Annotated in this window: 13 protein-coding genes; 5 read left to right on the top strand and 8 right to left on the bottom strand. The window is 58.3% G+C overall.

Translation table 11 applies throughout. The features are described from left to right. Positions 1-95: 95 nt before the first annotated feature. Positions 96-1,214, top strand: coding sequence for a hypothetical protein (locus ACFSR7_RS01345; protein WP_378158572.1), 1,119 nt, complete (start codon positions 96-98; stop codon positions 1,212-1,214). A gap of 119 nt (positions 1,215-1,333) precedes the next feature. Further along, positions 1,334-2,680, top strand: coding sequence for a GH1 family beta-glucosidase (locus ACFSR7_RS01350; RefSeq protein WP_378158573.1), 1,347 nt, complete (start codon positions 1,334-1,336; stop codon positions 2,678-2,680). A 46-nt stretch (positions 2,681-2,726) separates the two neighbouring features. Here the strand turns inward: ACFSR7_RS01350 and ACFSR7_RS01355 are convergent, their stop codons facing one another. Next, positions 2,727-3,641, bottom strand: coding sequence for an Rpn family recombination-promoting nuclease/putative transposase (locus tag ACFSR7_RS01355; protein WP_378158574.1), 915 nt, complete (start codon positions 3,639-3,641; stop codon positions 2,727-2,729). A gap of 234 nt (positions 3,642-3,875) precedes the next feature. Between ACFSR7_RS01355 and ACFSR7_RS01360 the strand changes: the two genes are divergently transcribed. Next, positions 3,876-5,618 (top strand): B12-binding domain-containing radical SAM protein, encoded by a 1,743-nt coding sequence (locus ACFSR7_RS01360; protein WP_378158575.1) that lies wholly within the window; start codon positions 3,876-3,878, stop codon positions 5,616-5,618. Between the two features lie 182 nt (positions 5,619-5,800). On the opposite strand, the gene ACFSR7_RS01365 is transcribed toward ACFSR7_RS01360, so the two are convergent. After that, positions 5,801-6,379, bottom strand: coding sequence for a TetR/AcrR family transcriptional regulator (locus ACFSR7_RS01365; RefSeq protein ID WP_378158576.1), 579 nt, complete (start codon positions 6,377-6,379; stop codon positions 5,801-5,803). Between the two features lie 146 nt (positions 6,380-6,525). Here ACFSR7_RS01365 and ACFSR7_RS01370 point away from each other — a divergent pair, with 146 nt between their 5' ends. After that, the gene (locus tag ACFSR7_RS01370; protein ID WP_378158577.1) at positions 6,526-7,998 is read left to right on the top strand and encodes an MDR family MFS transporter; all 1,473 of its coding nucleotides are present in this window, start codon (positions 6,526-6,528) and stop codon (positions 7,996-7,998) included. A 553-nt stretch (positions 7,999-8,551) separates the two neighbouring features. Here ACFSR7_RS01370 and ACFSR7_RS01375 read toward each other — a convergent pair. The 6 genes from ACFSR7_RS01375 to mnmL all read right to left on the bottom strand — a co-directional run bounded on the left by ACFSR7_RS01375 (position 8,552) and on the right by mnmL (position 12,796). Then, a complete protein-coding gene (locus tag ACFSR7_RS01375) occupies positions 8,552-9,022 on the bottom strand; it encodes a MogA/MoaB family molybdenum cofactor biosynthesis protein (protein WP_378158578.1) in 471 nt (156 codons plus the stop codon). 199 nt (positions 9,023-9,221) lie between these two features. After that, entirely contained in the window at positions 9,222-9,704 is a 483-nt protein-coding gene (locus ACFSR7_RS01380) for a hypothetical protein (RefSeq protein WP_378158579.1), read from the bottom strand. A gap of 110 nt (positions 9,705-9,814) precedes the next feature. After that, positions 9,815-10,792 (bottom strand): type I phosphomannose isomerase catalytic subunit, encoded by a 978-nt coding sequence (locus ACFSR7_RS01385; RefSeq protein WP_378158580.1) that lies wholly within the window; start codon positions 10,790-10,792, stop codon positions 9,815-9,817. Further along, positions 10,789-11,193, bottom strand: a complete 405-nt coding sequence (locus tag ACFSR7_RS01390; protein WP_378158581.1) for a VOC family protein — start codon at positions 11,191-11,193, stop codon at positions 10,789-10,791. Before ACFSR7_RS01390 ends, ACFSR7_RS01385 begins: the two co-directional genes overlap by 4 nt. A gap of 15 nt (positions 11,194-11,208) precedes the next feature. Beyond that, on the bottom strand, positions 11,209-11,823 hold the full coding sequence (gene mnmM / locus ACFSR7_RS01395; protein WP_378158582.1) for a tRNA 5-(aminomethyl)-2-thiouridylate-methyltransferase MnmM: 615 nt from the start codon (positions 11,821-11,823) through the stop codon (positions 11,209-11,211). Positions 11,824-11,827: 4 nt separating this feature from the next. Continuing rightward, positions 11,828-12,796 carry a tRNA modification radical SAM protein MnmL/YtqA gene (mnmL, locus tag ACFSR7_RS01400; protein ID WP_378158583.1) on the bottom strand — a complete coding sequence of 323 codons (969 nt, stop codon included), beginning with the start codon at positions 12,794-12,796 and terminating at the stop codon, positions 11,828-11,830. 323 nt (positions 12,797-13,119) lie between these two features. Here mnmL and ACFSR7_RS01405 point away from each other — a divergent pair, with 323 nt between their 5' ends. After that, positions 13,120-13,308, top strand: coding sequence for a hypothetical protein (locus ACFSR7_RS01405; protein WP_378122600.1), 189 nt, complete (start codon positions 13,120-13,122; stop codon positions 13,306-13,308). Positions 13,309-13,314: the final 6 nt, after the last annotated feature.

The following is a 13,314-nucleotide window of genomic DNA, read 5'->3' on the forward strand; positions in this document are numbered from 1 at the left end:
AACCATTCTTGTGCCAGAGCCGTCTTTACGTTCGACGGGCAACCTCCATATGGGTAAATAGCTATCATGAGACGTAGAGGAAAGGAAGAGGTCCAATGCGCGATACGAGGGATCAAGCGAAGCGAAGAGGGGGCGTGCGCCAGTCTGTGATCGGACTCATGCTGCTGTTGTCGGTCGGCCTTGCGGCCTGCTCTAACGGATCGAACGATGCCGCTCCGGACGCTACGGCAAACGTTACTGCCTCTGCACCGGCTCAGACGTCTTCGACGAGTGCGAGCCCAAGCCCAAGCCTAGACGCGACCGCAAGCGCATCCGCATCGCCATCGCCGTCGGCAAGCGCGACATCCGATCCGAATGCCGAAGCCGCGCTGCTTGAGGCGTTCAAGGAACAAGCACAGTCCGAGCTGTCGGCCGCGGAGCTGAACAAAGCGCTTGACGACAAGCTGGCGCAGGCTTCGCCGGAGACAGGAGATGCGCTTATGCGGGAGATGCTCGCCTATTATGATCGGCAGCTACCGGATCTGCAGGGGAAGTTCGAGGCGGAAAAGGTCCAGCAGGCGCTGCAAAAGCTCGATTGGCCGCCTACTGAAGAGCAAATCGGTCAGATCAAGGATGAACAGGTTCGCGCGCTCGCTCAGGGCGCCCTAGACGGCGGATACAAGCTGGAGACGACCGAGGGCTACGATTTCCCCGTCGTAGATTATGGCAAGCTGAAACGCGCGGACGTGCGGGTGACAGCCGCGATGAAGGATTATATCTCGCTGCTGGCCGTCGAGTCGGATCAGAAGTCGGCCTCGGACGGGGGGCTCGTCATCGAGCGTGCGGAGGTCGCCGCGCGCGCCGCCCAAGCGGAAGCCTACGTGGTTGCGCATCCCGATGCGCCCGAGCGCGAGCAGGCCGAGGATTTGTTTGCGACGCGTTACATCCCGTTTTTGCTGATGGGACTGGACAACACGCCCGTTTTCGACTTCGATACGTTCAAGCTCGATTCGCAGGTCAAGGCATCGCTGGAAAAGACCATCGCCAATGATTCGGGCACGGTCACGGCGAAGCTCGCCCAGGAATTTCTGGCCATTGTGGAGAAAACGGGAGGCGCTGTCTACAAAAAAGGAAAAAACGGGGAGCAGGTCGCCATCCCCGAGGTCAAGGCATTTTTCGACGGGCTGGAGGCGCATGCCCGCAAGCTGCTTGACGAAGCCAATCCGAATAAGTAAGCGCCAATATCGCACAGGATATCGTATGGGCGAGCGCGGTCATTTTGTATAAAATAGAGATGGAAAACGTTTTACATGACGCGTGCGCCATACGATTATTTTGTGCGGAGGGGTTAAAATTGGCTTCGATTCAATTTCCGAAGGATTTCGTCTGGGGTACGGCTACCGCTTCTTACCAGATCGAAGGGGCATATAACGAAGACGGACGGGGGATGTCGATCTGGGATACGTTCTCCCGCACGCCGGGCAAGGTCGTTAATGGCGATACGGGCGACGTCGCCTGCGACAGCTATCACCGATATGAAGAAGATATCGCGCTGCTCAAAAATCTGGGGGTCAAGGCGTACCGCTTTTCGATTGCTTGGCCGCGCATTTATCCGGACGGAGACGGCGAACTGAATCAGCAGGGGCTCGATTATTACGCCAAGGTCATCGACGGCCTGCTGGCCGCCGGCATCGAGCCTTGCGTGACGTTGTACCACTGGGATCTGCCGCAGGCGCTGCAGGACAAGGGCGGCTGGGACAACCGCGACACGATCCGCGCGTTCGTCCGTTATGCACAGACGGCGTTCAAGGCATTCGGCGGCAAGGTCAAGCAGTGGATCACGTTTAACGAAACCTGGTGCGTGTCGTTCCTGTCCAACTATATCGGGGCGCACGCGCCGGGCAACACCGACCTGCAGCTCGCGGTCAACGTCGCGCACAACTGCATGGTCGCGCACGGCGAAGCCGTAAAGGCTTTCCGTGCGCTCGGCATTTCGGGCGAGATCGGCACGACGCATAACCTGTATTGGTTCGAGCCGTACACGACCAAGCCGGAAGATATCGCGGCAGCCCACCGCAATCGCGCCTACAACAACGAGTGGTTCATGGATCCGACGTTCAAGGGGCAATATCCCCAGTTCATGGTCGACTGGTTTAAAGGCAAAGGCGTCGAGGTGCCGATCCAGCCCGGCGACATGGAGACGATCGCGCAGCCGATCGACTTCATCGGCGTAAACTTCTACAGCGGCGGCTTCGGCCGTTACAAGGAAGGCGAAGGGCTGTTCGACTGCGAGGAAGTGCAGGTCGGCTTCGACAAGACGTTCATGGATTGGAACGTGTATGCCGACGGGTTGTTCAAAGTGCTGTCGTGGGTGCACGAGGAATACGGCGACGTGCCGATTTACATTACGGAAAACGGTGCGTGCTACGAGGACGAGCTCACGCCGGAAGGCCGCGTTCACGACGCGAAGCGCGCCGACTATTTTAAAAAGCACTTCATCCAGTGTCATCGCCTGATTGAATCCGGCGTGCCGCTGAAGGGGTACTTCGCCTGGTCGCTGCTTGACAACTTCGAGTGGGCGGAAGGCTATGTCAAGCGCTTCGGCATCGTTTACACCGACTACAAGACGCTCAAGCGGTATCCGAAGGACAGCTATCTGTTTATTCAAAGCGTGATCGGGCAGGACGGTTTCGAGGCCTGAGGAAATGAAAAAGCGGCAGCCGGTCCGTCCGGTCTGCCGCTTTTATTTATGTGGCGTCTGAACTCGCGCGGGCCATGTCCTCCGGCAGCAAGCCGAGAAGGTCCGCGATCTCCGAGTCGGAAAATCCTCTGGACCGCATGCGTCCGATCGCGGTTTCCTGAAGTGCTCTTTTGCCTTGCTGGATGCCTTGCTCAATGCCCTGCTCGATGCCTTCCTTCATTCCCCGCTCGTAACCCCACCGTTCCCACGCAGGCATCAGTTCCATAATCGTCTCCTCCTCCTCGGGATGCATCTCCATGAATTCTTGCATAATAGATTTCTCTTCCGCCGCGTCAGGCTCGTAATATAAATCCGCTATGGATCGGACAAGTGCCAGTCTGGCATTGTCCAGCTTTCCCTTCATGCGCAGCAGCATCGACAAGTAGGCTAGCCTTAAGCTGCGCCGATCTTTTTTATTATAGCCCATTTTGGCAAGCAGCGCAGCGGCTACAGGGTTGTCGGAGTCGATAAACCTTCGCCAATCCTGTTGACGAAGCTCGAGCTTGAGCATCCGAAATCGGAAGATTTCGTGCCAAGGCAGCGCCATCGACAACGTATCCGGTTCGTTTTTCATGCCGTCTCCGGTAAAGATCGCAATCGGAACGATCAGCTTGTGCGCCGTGCGATATTTTTCGAAGAGCCTGCTGAAGTAAATATACATTCGTTCTACGAATTTCGGATCCCGATAAGATTGCGGTTCCAGGTGGAAAAGAATGTAGGCGTCCTGGCCTTTAAGCTTGGTCTCCATCAGCAAGTCCAGCTGCCGCGCTTCCGCGCCTACAATATCGACGAGGAGCTCCTGCATAAGCAAGCGCGTGTGGGAATAGTCGATCCATTCGTCCAACTCGGGAAAGAACAACTGAATAAATTCTTTGAAAAACGTTTGCAGCAGCTTCTTAAAGGCTTCATCATGCGGTGCCATCTTTTTTCCTCCCATTCTCGTCAAGAACGTAAAAAGCCGCAAGCTCTCAAATAGAGAAGCTTGCGGCGCATGCTTTGCTGCCGGGGAATATATTGCTACGATCATAACATGCAGCGTCAGGAGCGGGCAACAGTATCCGGGATGCGCCTTTCAAAGCGCATCCGCTTTTACACGGCAACCGCAATCCCGTACAATGGAATAAGCTGAATTCTGTTTTCAAAGAGAGGGACAAGCATGAAAGTCGTCCTCGCGACGCTGAACGCCAAATACATTCATACTTCGCTCGCCCTGCGCTGCCTCAAGGCGTATAGCCAGGACGAGTTTCCCATGGACATTGCGGAGTACACGATCAAGGACCCGCCGATGACCATCGCTTCCGATCTGTTCGCCAGGCAGCCCGACGTCATTGGCTTCTCCTGCTATATCTGGAACATCGAAGAGACGATCACCGTCATCGACATGCTGCGCAAGATTTTGCCGAACGCGACGATCGTCCTGGGCGGCCCCGAGGTGTCTTACGACACGGAGCAGTGGATGCGGCGCCTGCCGGCGGTCGACCATATCATTATGGGCGAAGGCGAAGAGACGCTGCGCGATCTGCTACGCGAGCTGTCCGGCAGCCGCAAGTTCCATTTCGTCTTTGGCCTGGCCTATCGCAAGAGAGACGAGATTGTCGTCAATCCCGGCCGCCCGAAGCTGGATCTGGCGACATTGCCTTCGCCGTACCGGTTCGAGGAGGACGTGCCGAGCCTTGCCAATCGCGTCGTCTACTTCGAGACGAGCCGCGGGTGTCCGTTCAGCTGCCAATTCTGCCTGTCGAGCATCGAGGTCGGTGTCCGCTACTTCGATATGGACCGGGTCAAGGCCGACATTTTGTACCTGATCGACAGCGGGGCCAAGCTGATCAAGTTCGTGGACCGCACATTTAACATCAAGCGGGATTATGCGCTCGAGATGTTCCGTTTCCTGATCGAGAACCACCGGGGCTGCGTATTCCAGTTCGAGATTACGGCGGACATCATGCGGCCGGAGGTGCTCGATTATTTGGCGGCGCACGCGCCGTCCGGCGTCTTCCGCTTCGAGATCGGGGTCCAGTCGACCAACGACGTCACCAATCTGGCGGTACAGCGCAGGCAGAACTGGAGCAAGCTCGTCCGCACCGTGACGAAGGTCAAGGAGAGCGGGAAGATCGACCAGCATCTCGATTTGATCGCCGGCCTGCCGCATGAGGACTACGATACATTCCGCAAAACGTTCAACGACGTGTTCGCGCTTCGCCCCGAGGAGCTGCAGCTCGGCTTCCTCAAGATGCTCCGTGGGACGGGACTTCGGCAGGACGCGGAAAAGTTCGGCTATATTTACATGGACAAAGCGCCTTACGAGATGCTTGGCAACGACCTCATGCCGTTCGCGGACATCGTCCGCATCAAGCGCGTGGAGGATGTGCTGGAGAAATACTGGAATGCGCACCGCATGAACCGGACAATCGAATATTTGGTTCATGTGGCGTATCCGTCGCCATTCGACTTTTTCCAGCGGTTCGGCGACTTTTGGGAGGCGCGCGGCTGGCAGCGAATCGGTCACCAGCTTGAGGACTTGTTCGTCCGGTTGTGGACCTTCCTCGAGGAGGACCGGCATCCCGCGCTCGATCTGGACGTGACTCTTGCGCTCCTCAAGATCGACTTCTATCTCCAGCACAAGTACAAGCCTCGCAAAATGTGGTGGGAGGATCGGCTCGGGAAGGAAGATTGGACCTCCCGGTTCAAGCGGGCGGCATCCGAACTCGGCGTGGAGGAGCGGGATTTGGCTAAAAAAGCGTCGATTGACCGCGTCCCGTTCGATTATGCGCGCTGGGAGCGGGAAGGCATCGTCGACCGTTCGCGGGAGACGACGCTCGTCTTCATTCACGGCGGCGAGGAAGCGCCCGCGCGGATGGTCGTTTTGGACGGGCAGGAACGAATCGCTGCCGGCAATTAAATCGCTGCGCCTTCGGCCATGCGATCGTTATATTGGAGAAGCCGGAAAAGATGTCGATCTATCACGCAAGCGACTAGCGCTGCGAGACCATGAAATTTAACCGGACCGGGCGCAGCGGACTGAAGACCGATACTCGGGCTCATCGGATATTGAACGGCTGGCGCTTTGCGCAGCCGTTCTTTTCATGGAGATTGCCGATTGAATATCGCCGGGTTCAGCAGCTCTCCGATATAGCGGTCCATCGTCTCCGCGGGTATGTGTCCGCCATGCTGCACCCACCAGGCGGCGACCCCGTTGATCGCGCCGGCGTAAAATTCGGCGATGATCTCGGCCGGGACGGGGAAGGGACCGTCTTTTCGCTCGAGCGCAAGCAAATCATTTTTTAAAAATCCCGAGCCGATACGCTGCATGAGGCTTTTAATCGACGTGGATTCCTGTTCGGACTTCATGATCGTGCGAAACTGCCGCTGATGCCCGAATTGTTCGAGCAGCTGCATCGGCCGCCGCATTCTTTCTTCGAAGTCCATGGCCGTCAGCTCCTTGTTCAATTCCTCGAAGCCTGCGCACAGCAGATGGTACTTATCCTCGAAATGCTTGTAAAACGTCGTCCGGTGTACCATAGCCCGCTCGCAAATCTCGGCGACGGTGAGCGATTCGAACGTCCGGCCGGATTCGCCCAGCAGCGCCATCAGCGCGTCCCACAGCAGCTTGCGCGTGCGTCGCACTCTAAGATCGGTAGTCCCGTCGGTTTTCATATACATTAATGCCTCCAATGTAGATTAGACTACATTTATTGCGATTTGGTTCTTGACCGCGGACGGCGAACGCATTGTATAGTAAAGACTAACACTTGTACAAATAAACATACAAGTGTAGACAAAGAGAATGCGGATAGGAGGATTCATCCATGAACGGGGCATCACCGTCGTCCGGAGGGGCGACAATCGATTTAAGCAAGATACGCCGGGGGCCGATCGTCTTTTCGCTCATCATCGGGGCATTCGTGGCGATTCTCAACGAGACGCTGCTCGGGAATGCGCTGCCTGACTTGATGAAGGAATTCAATGTCGGCGCGACGACGATTCAGTGGCTCAGCACGGCTTACATGCTCGTTATCGGCGTGTTGGTGCCGATTACGGCGCTGCTGCAGCAATGGTTTACGACGCGGCAAATGTTTTTGTCCGCGATGACTTTATTCCTCATAGGCACGGCCATCTCGGCTTTCGCGCCCGAATTCGGCGTACTGCTCACGGGCCGCGTCGTGCAGGCGATGGGAACGGGGCTCATGCTGCCCGTGCTTATGAACACGATCCTCGTCATCTTCCCGGTCGAAAAGCGGGGGGCGGCGATGGGTTTGATCGGTCTCGTCATCATGTTCGCGCCGGCGATCGGACCGACGCTGTCGGGACTGATCATAGACGCGCTCGATTGGCGCTGGCTGTTCTACCTGGTGCTTCCGCTTGCTGCGTTTTCCATTATTTTCGCCGCGGTATTCCTGAAAAACGTCACCGATCTGACCAAGCCTAAAGTCGATATCGTCTCGATCCTGCTGTCGACGATCGGCTTCGGCGGCATCGTGTACGGCTTCAGCAAGGCGGGCGAGAGCGGTTGGGGCGATACCGAGGTCGTATGGTCTCTCGCGGCCGGCGGCGTGTCCCTGCTGCTGTTCATCTGGCGCCAGCTGGTCGTGAAGGAGCCGATCCTCAACCTTCGCGCCTTCAAGTATCCGATGTTCAGCCTGGTGACCGTGCTGTTGTTCGTCGTCATGATGACGATGTTTTCCACGATGACCATTCTGCCGATGTTCCTGCAAAGCGCGCTCTTGCTGACGGCCTTCAAGTCGGGCCTGCTCATGCTGCCGGGCAGCATCATCAACGGGATTATGGCGCCGGTGTCCGGCAAGCTGTTCGATAAGTTCGGACCGCGTGTCCTCGTCATTCCCGGCCTGGCGCTCACGGCCCTGTCGGTATGGATGTTCACAGGCATCGACGTGGACGTCTCCAAGGGTTACGTCATCTTCATCCACATCGTCATGCTGATTGGCATTTCGATGGTCATGATGCCTGCGCAGACGACGGGCTTGAACCAGTTGCCGCGGCATCTGTACCCGCATGGCACGGCGATCCTCAATACACTGCAGCAGGTATCCGGGGCGATCGGTACGGCACTGTTCATCAGCATCATGTCAACGGGCTCGAAAAACTATCTGGCCGAATCTGAGGATCCGACCGCGCCGGCCGAGCAGGTATCCGGTCTGATGGCAGGCCTGCACGATGCGTTCTGGATCGGCTTCATCGTCGCGCTGGTCGCGCTGGTCGTCGGCTTGTTCATTCGCCGCACGAAGGCGCCGGAGGAGCAGGAGACCAAGCAGGTCGCTTAAGGCCTCGCTTCTTAGAAAAAGCATTGCCGTTCGCCGCTTGTCGGCGGGGAGGCAGTGCTTTTTTTTCGTGAGGTGCGGGAGAAAATGGGCGGGATAGCGGAAGTTTTTTCCGTTATGGTGGGGGAGACGGGAGAAAATGGGGAGGATAGCGGAAGTTTTTTCCGTTATGGCGTGGGAGACGGGAGAAATGGGGAGGATAGCGGAAGTTTTTTCCGTTATGGTGTGGGCGACGGGAGAAAATGGGGAGGATAGCGGAAGTTTCTTCCGTTATGGCGTGGGGAGCGGGAGAAATGGGGAGGATAGCGGAAGTTTCTTCCGTTATGGCGTGGGGAGCGGGAGAAATGGGGAGGATAGCGGAAGTTTTTTCCGTTAAGGTGTGGGGAGCGGGAGAAATGGGGAGGATAGCGGAAGTTTTTTCCGTTATGGCGTGGGGAGCGGGAGAAATGGGGAGGATAGCGGAAGTTTTTTCCGTTATGGTGTGAGGAGCAGGAGGATGGCGAGGAAAGCAGAAATCGCTTCCGTGCCCCTCGCCAGCTCCGGCCTCCAAGGCTAGTTACTTCAAATCGTCCTTATAAATCTCCCGCATAACATGGCCGAGCTCAGGCACGATAAGACGGGTCATCGCAAGGCGCACCGCCCCGGTCGAGCCGGGCATGGAAAACACCGCCGTGCGGCCCATCGTGCCGGCGATCGCACGGGACAGCATGGCGGCCGTACCAATGTCCTCCGTGAAGCTGAGCATGCGGAAAATCTCGCCGAAGCCCGGCATTTCCTTGGTCAGTAAGCCGGCAACGGCTTCATAGGTCGTATCGCGCGCGGCGATGCCGGTGCCGCCGTTCAACAGCACCGCTTCGATCGCAGGATCGCTTTCGGCCGAATGAAGCAGTTCGCGAATGCGTTCGATTTCGTCCGGCACGATCAGCGCGCTTCGGACGGTATGGCCATTCGCCTCAAGAAGCTCACGGATTAGCCGGCCGCTCTTGTCGGTGTCGGGGGTGCGCGTGTCGGATACGGTGACGATCATGCAGGCGACGGAGGACGGAGCCTCGCGTCTGTGCTGTTCGGCGGAAGTGATCGGTTCGATGGGGATGCAGCCTCCTTGGTCGCGTCCTGGCGATATGGCGATATAAAAACGGCGAACCCGATTTTCGGACCATGGATCCGAAAACGCGGGTTCGCTTATCTTTGCCGGTCCGCTGCCGGACCGGGTTCCGCTTCATGCTTTATTCGGATCGGTACGTCGCCGGATCGTCCTGCGCATACAGTCCGTCGTCCGTGTCGCGATCATGCGCGGCCTCGACAGGTCTGGTGCGAATCAGCCGATCCGCAATGGCCGGCAGCAGAAGGAAAAGGGCGTAGGCGAGCGTCATCCAAACCGTAAACGTGTGATACTGTCCTTGATCGAGATCGTACAAAACCTTGTCTCTGTAAAGGAGGACGAAGGTATTGAGCATAAGACCGATCAGTGCGCCAATGAAGCCGAACCGGGTTGCCGACCCCGGCATTCTGAACAGTCGGAGTCGCACGACGAGCGCGACGCCCAGGATGACGAGCGCCGTGAGCGCCTCCAGCAAGAACAGCGAGGCCCCGAATTGCCGGTCTTCTGCGGCGACGAGTACCCAATCGCCGAACAGCATGAAAAACAGCGTCCCAAGGGCCCACATCGCGATGCCCAATCCGGACAAAATCAGCATTTGTCTCAGCATGCCAAAGATCTTTCCTTTCGCATCCGTCCGGGGACGCGGGAATGGTCGGACAGTTACCTTTGTATGGCTGCAGCCGCAATGATCCGAGACTGCAGCGCGTTAAAAAGAGTTTAAGGCAACTGACTCCGCAGCACGGTCATATTGCCGCCCAGGCGATAGGCGCCGAGGTTGGCGGGTAGGAGGAGGCAGTCGCCGGCCTTGATGTCCAGGCTGCCGCCGTCCCAGCCGATCGAGCCTTGGCCTTGCACGGCAATCAGGATGACAAAGCTGTCGGAAGGCGTCGCCAACTCCCAATCCCCCTCTACGACGCCTTTGTCGGTCTCGAAGTACGGCGAGGAGGCGAGGCGCAGCCACTCTCCGGCCGGCGTGCCGGCCGTGGACATGCGGCTCGCGCCGGCGCCCTCGTAATCGGTCACGTTCAGCGAATCCTCGATATGGAGCTCGCGCGGCTTGCCGTCGAGGCCCGGACGGTCATAGTCATAGAGACGGTAGGTCGTGTCCGAGTTCTGCTGGATCTCGGCAACCAGGACGCCTGCGCAGAGCGCGTGCACCGTGCCGGCAGGGATGTAAAACGTATCGCCGGCTTTGACGGAAACTTCCTGCAGCGAGTCCATGATCTTGCCTTCCTCGATTGCCGCTGCGAGCTTTTCGCGAGTCGTGCCCGGCTTCAGGCCGTAAATGATCTTGGCGTCAGGCGCGGCGTCGATGACGTACCACATCTCGGTCTTGCCCAGCTCGCCTTTGGGCAGGCCGGCGTAGTGGTCGTTAGGATGCACTTGAACGGACAGGTCGTCGTTGCAATCGAGAAGCTTGATGAGCAGCGGGAAGCGACCGAGACCGGCGACTGCGCCCTTCGCGCCGAACCATTGCGCGCCGAAGCGCTCGCGGATCTCATCAAGGCCGAGACCGGCCAGCTCGCCGTTCTGCACGTGCGATATACCGTTCGGATGGTCGGCGATCATCCAGCCTTCGCCGATATGGCCCGGGGGCACGTCGAAGCCGAACTGCTCCAAGGCGCGTCCGCCCCACACGCGTTCTTTGAACTCGGGCTTGAAGTGAAGGGGATAAGGTTTGGTCGATTGTGTCATGCTTGGTTGCCTCCTCTGGTCGATTGGAAAAATTCTAGCGATTCGCCGTCCGGCCCGCGGAAAAAGAAGTAGCGGCTTCCGTTCGGCAGCGTCGTGATCTCGGCGTCGAGCCCGTCTACGTCCAACATCGAGATGCGCGAATACTCGGCTTCGATGTCGTCGACGTTGAAGGCGACATGGTGCACGCGCCCCTCGGGGGCGAGCGTCCCGTCGTAGCCTTCGACGAGCTCGAGCTCCGTCTCGCCGGCTCCGGGGAACGACAGAAACGCGAGGCGGATGACGCCGTTCGTATGCGGCAGCGTCTCGGTATGTACGAGCCCGACGGTTTGCGCGTAAAAGGCGATCGAACGCTCCAGATCGCTCGTCATGATGCCGACGTGCTCGATTTTTCTGACAGCCATGCGTGCAGCCTCCTCTTATTTTTTCTCCAAAGCATACAAATACGGCGATCCCGTCCGCTTCGGAAAGCGGTACAGCAGCGCCTGTACGGCCTCGTCGGACAGCCCTGCGATCCAGTCGCCGACCGCAGATGCCTCGTCTTGCCCGCCTTCGTGGCCGGGGTAGACGACGATCGTCGCGATGCCGCCCGGCGTGAGCAGGCGAAGCGCGGCATCCAAAGCGGCAAGCGTCGTGTCCGGCTTCGTAATGACCGGGCCCGCGCCGTCCGCCGGGGCCGGTCCGCCTGGCAGATAGCCGAGGTTGAACATGACCGCGCCGACGCGTCCGTGCACCTCGGCGGGTAACCGCCCGGCCATCTCTTCATGCCCCGCCTGCATCAGCACGACCTCGCCGAGCGTCCGATCACCGCCGGCGCCCGTCGACGCTGCTGCCTCAAGCAGCCGCTTCTTCGTCCGCGCCAGCGCCTCCTCCTGCACGTCAAAGGCATAAACCCGTCCGCGGGGGCCGACCGCCCTGGCCAGGAAAAGCGTGTCCACGCCGCCGCCAGCCGTGGCGTCGACGACCGTCGCATCCGGCGCGATGCGCTCGGACACCAGCCGCTGGGCCATCGTCAGCACGGAAAGGAAGCCCATGCGGTCAGCGTCCCTTCCAGTGCTTACCCTGCCAGCTGCCGCGTCGCACCAGCTCCGCGTCGATGGCGTTCAGCACTTCCCATTTGTTCAGACTCCACATCGGCCCGATCAAGAGATCGCGCGGCGCGTCGCCCGTCAGGCGGTGGACGATCATCTCCGGCGGCAGCTGTTCCAGCGAGTCGACGATCAGCTGCACGTACTCGTCCATCTCAAGGAAGCGAAGCAAGCCGTCGCGCCATTGGCGCACCATCGGCGTCTTGCGCATGAGATGGAGAAGGTGGATCTTGATGCCCTGTACGTCCATCGCAGCCGTCTGCCGCAGCGTCTCCATCATCATCGCTTCGTCCTCGCCTGGGAGGCCGTAGATGATGTGCGTGCACACCCTGATCCCCCGCGCCCGAAGGCGCTCGACTGCGTCCAGATAGCAGGCCGTATCGTGGGCACGGTTTATGAGCGTGGACGTGCTCTCGTGCACCGTCTGCAAGCCCATTTCGAGCCAGAGATAAGTCCGCTCATTCAGCTCCGCCAGATAGTCGACGACGTCGTCGGGGAGACAGTCGGGACGCGTGGCGATGGAGAGGCCGACCAGTCCCGGCTGCTCCAGAATCACCTCGTAGTATTCCTTCAACGTAGCCAGAGGCGCGTACGTATTCGTATACGCCTGAAAATAACCGATGTACTTGGCCTCCGGCCACTTCAGATGCTGGCGGTCCCGGATCGTATTGAATTGGGAGACGAGATCCTGCCGGCGGCTGCCCGCAAAGTCGCCGGAACCGCGCGCGCTGCAAAACGTGCAGCCGCCGGCGGCGATCGAACCGTCGCGGTTCGGGCAGGTGAAGCCCGCGTCCAGCATGACCTTGAATACCTTCGTGCCGAACTGGCGCCTCATCTCGTGATTCCACGTATGGAATCGTTTGCCGCTCCATTCCGTAGGCGTTACGGCTGCGCCAGCTGTATTTTCGATGATCGGCATATTCGTTCGCCGCTCCTTGTGCGCTTATCTTTAGTCGAATCGACTAGGCTTCTTCTATTGTAGCTGAAAATGCCCCGGCATACCATTTTCATCGATTCATTTTACAGCGGGACGGATTTTCGATAAAGAAGTTTTCTTGAAAACAGGCCTCTTTAAGGCACTCGCCTTCTTGCTAAACCTTACATGATCGTGTTATATTAAAAGTGCGTCAGATCAATAAATAAATCTGACATCAACACAAATGAGACGTCTGTCGGATACAGTCGCAAATGTGCGGATAAGCTAGGTTTGACCCATCTTATTTCAGAAAGCGAGTGAAGTTCATGAACACGTCCGTACGTATTCCGCAAGGCGACGATACGATGAAGGTGGAGCTCACGGTCAAAGAAATCATGGCGCTGGCAGGCGTCAAGTTCAACAACAACCACAACGTCGGCGCATCCGCGAAGAAGAAGCTGCAGGAAGCGATCGAAGTCCATTACCATATTGAAGACAACCGTCCGCTCAACTAATCCGAC

The organism is Cohnella sp. GCM10020058, from assembly GCF_042683485.1.
GTDB lineage: Bacteria > Bacillota > Bacilli > Paenibacillales > Paenibacillaceae > Cohnella.

Coding starts and splice junctions, on each gene's coding strand:
- ACFSR7_RS01365 (WP_378158576.1), bottom strand. CDS start 6,379: ATGTATATGAAAACCGACGGGACTACCGATCTTAGAGTGCGACGCACG.
- ACFSR7_RS01385 (WP_378158580.1), bottom strand. CDS start 10,792: ATGACACAATCGACCAAACCTTATCCCCTTCACTTCAAGCCCGAGTTC.
- ACFSR7_RS01380 (WP_378158579.1), bottom strand. CDS start 9,704: ATGCTGAGACAAATGCTGATTTTGTCCGGATTGGGCATCGCGATGTGG.
- mnmL (WP_378158583.1), bottom strand. CDS start 12,796: ATGCCGATCATCGAAAATACAGCTGGCGCAGCCGTAACGCCTACGGAA.
- mnmM (WP_378158582.1), bottom strand. CDS start 11,823: ATGGGCTTCCTTTCCGTGCTGACGATGGCCCAGCGGCTGGTGTCCGAG.
- ACFSR7_RS01375 (WP_378158578.1), bottom strand. CDS start 9,022: ATGATCGTCACCGTATCCGACACGCGCACCCCCGACACCGACAAGAGC.
- ACFSR7_RS01405 (WP_378122600.1), top strand. CDS start 13,120: ATGAACACGTCCGTACGTATTCCGCAAGGCGACGATACGATGAAGGTG.
- ACFSR7_RS01360 (WP_378158575.1), top strand. CDS start 3,876: ATGAAAGTCGTCCTCGCGACGCTGAACGCCAAATACATTCATACTTCG.
- ACFSR7_RS01345 (WP_378158572.1), top strand. CDS start 96: ATGCGCGATACGAGGGATCAAGCGAAGCGAAGAGGGGGCGTGCGCCAG.
- ACFSR7_RS01390 (WP_378158581.1), bottom strand. CDS start 11,193: ATGGCTGTCAGAAAAATCGAGCACGTCGGCATCATGACGAGCGATCTG.
- ACFSR7_RS01370 (WP_378158577.1), top strand. CDS start 6,526: ATGAACGGGGCATCACCGTCGTCCGGAGGGGCGACAATCGATTTAAGC.
- ACFSR7_RS01355 (WP_378158574.1), bottom strand. CDS start 3,641: ATGGCACCGCATGATGAAGCCTTTAAGAAGCTGCTGCAAACGTTTTTC.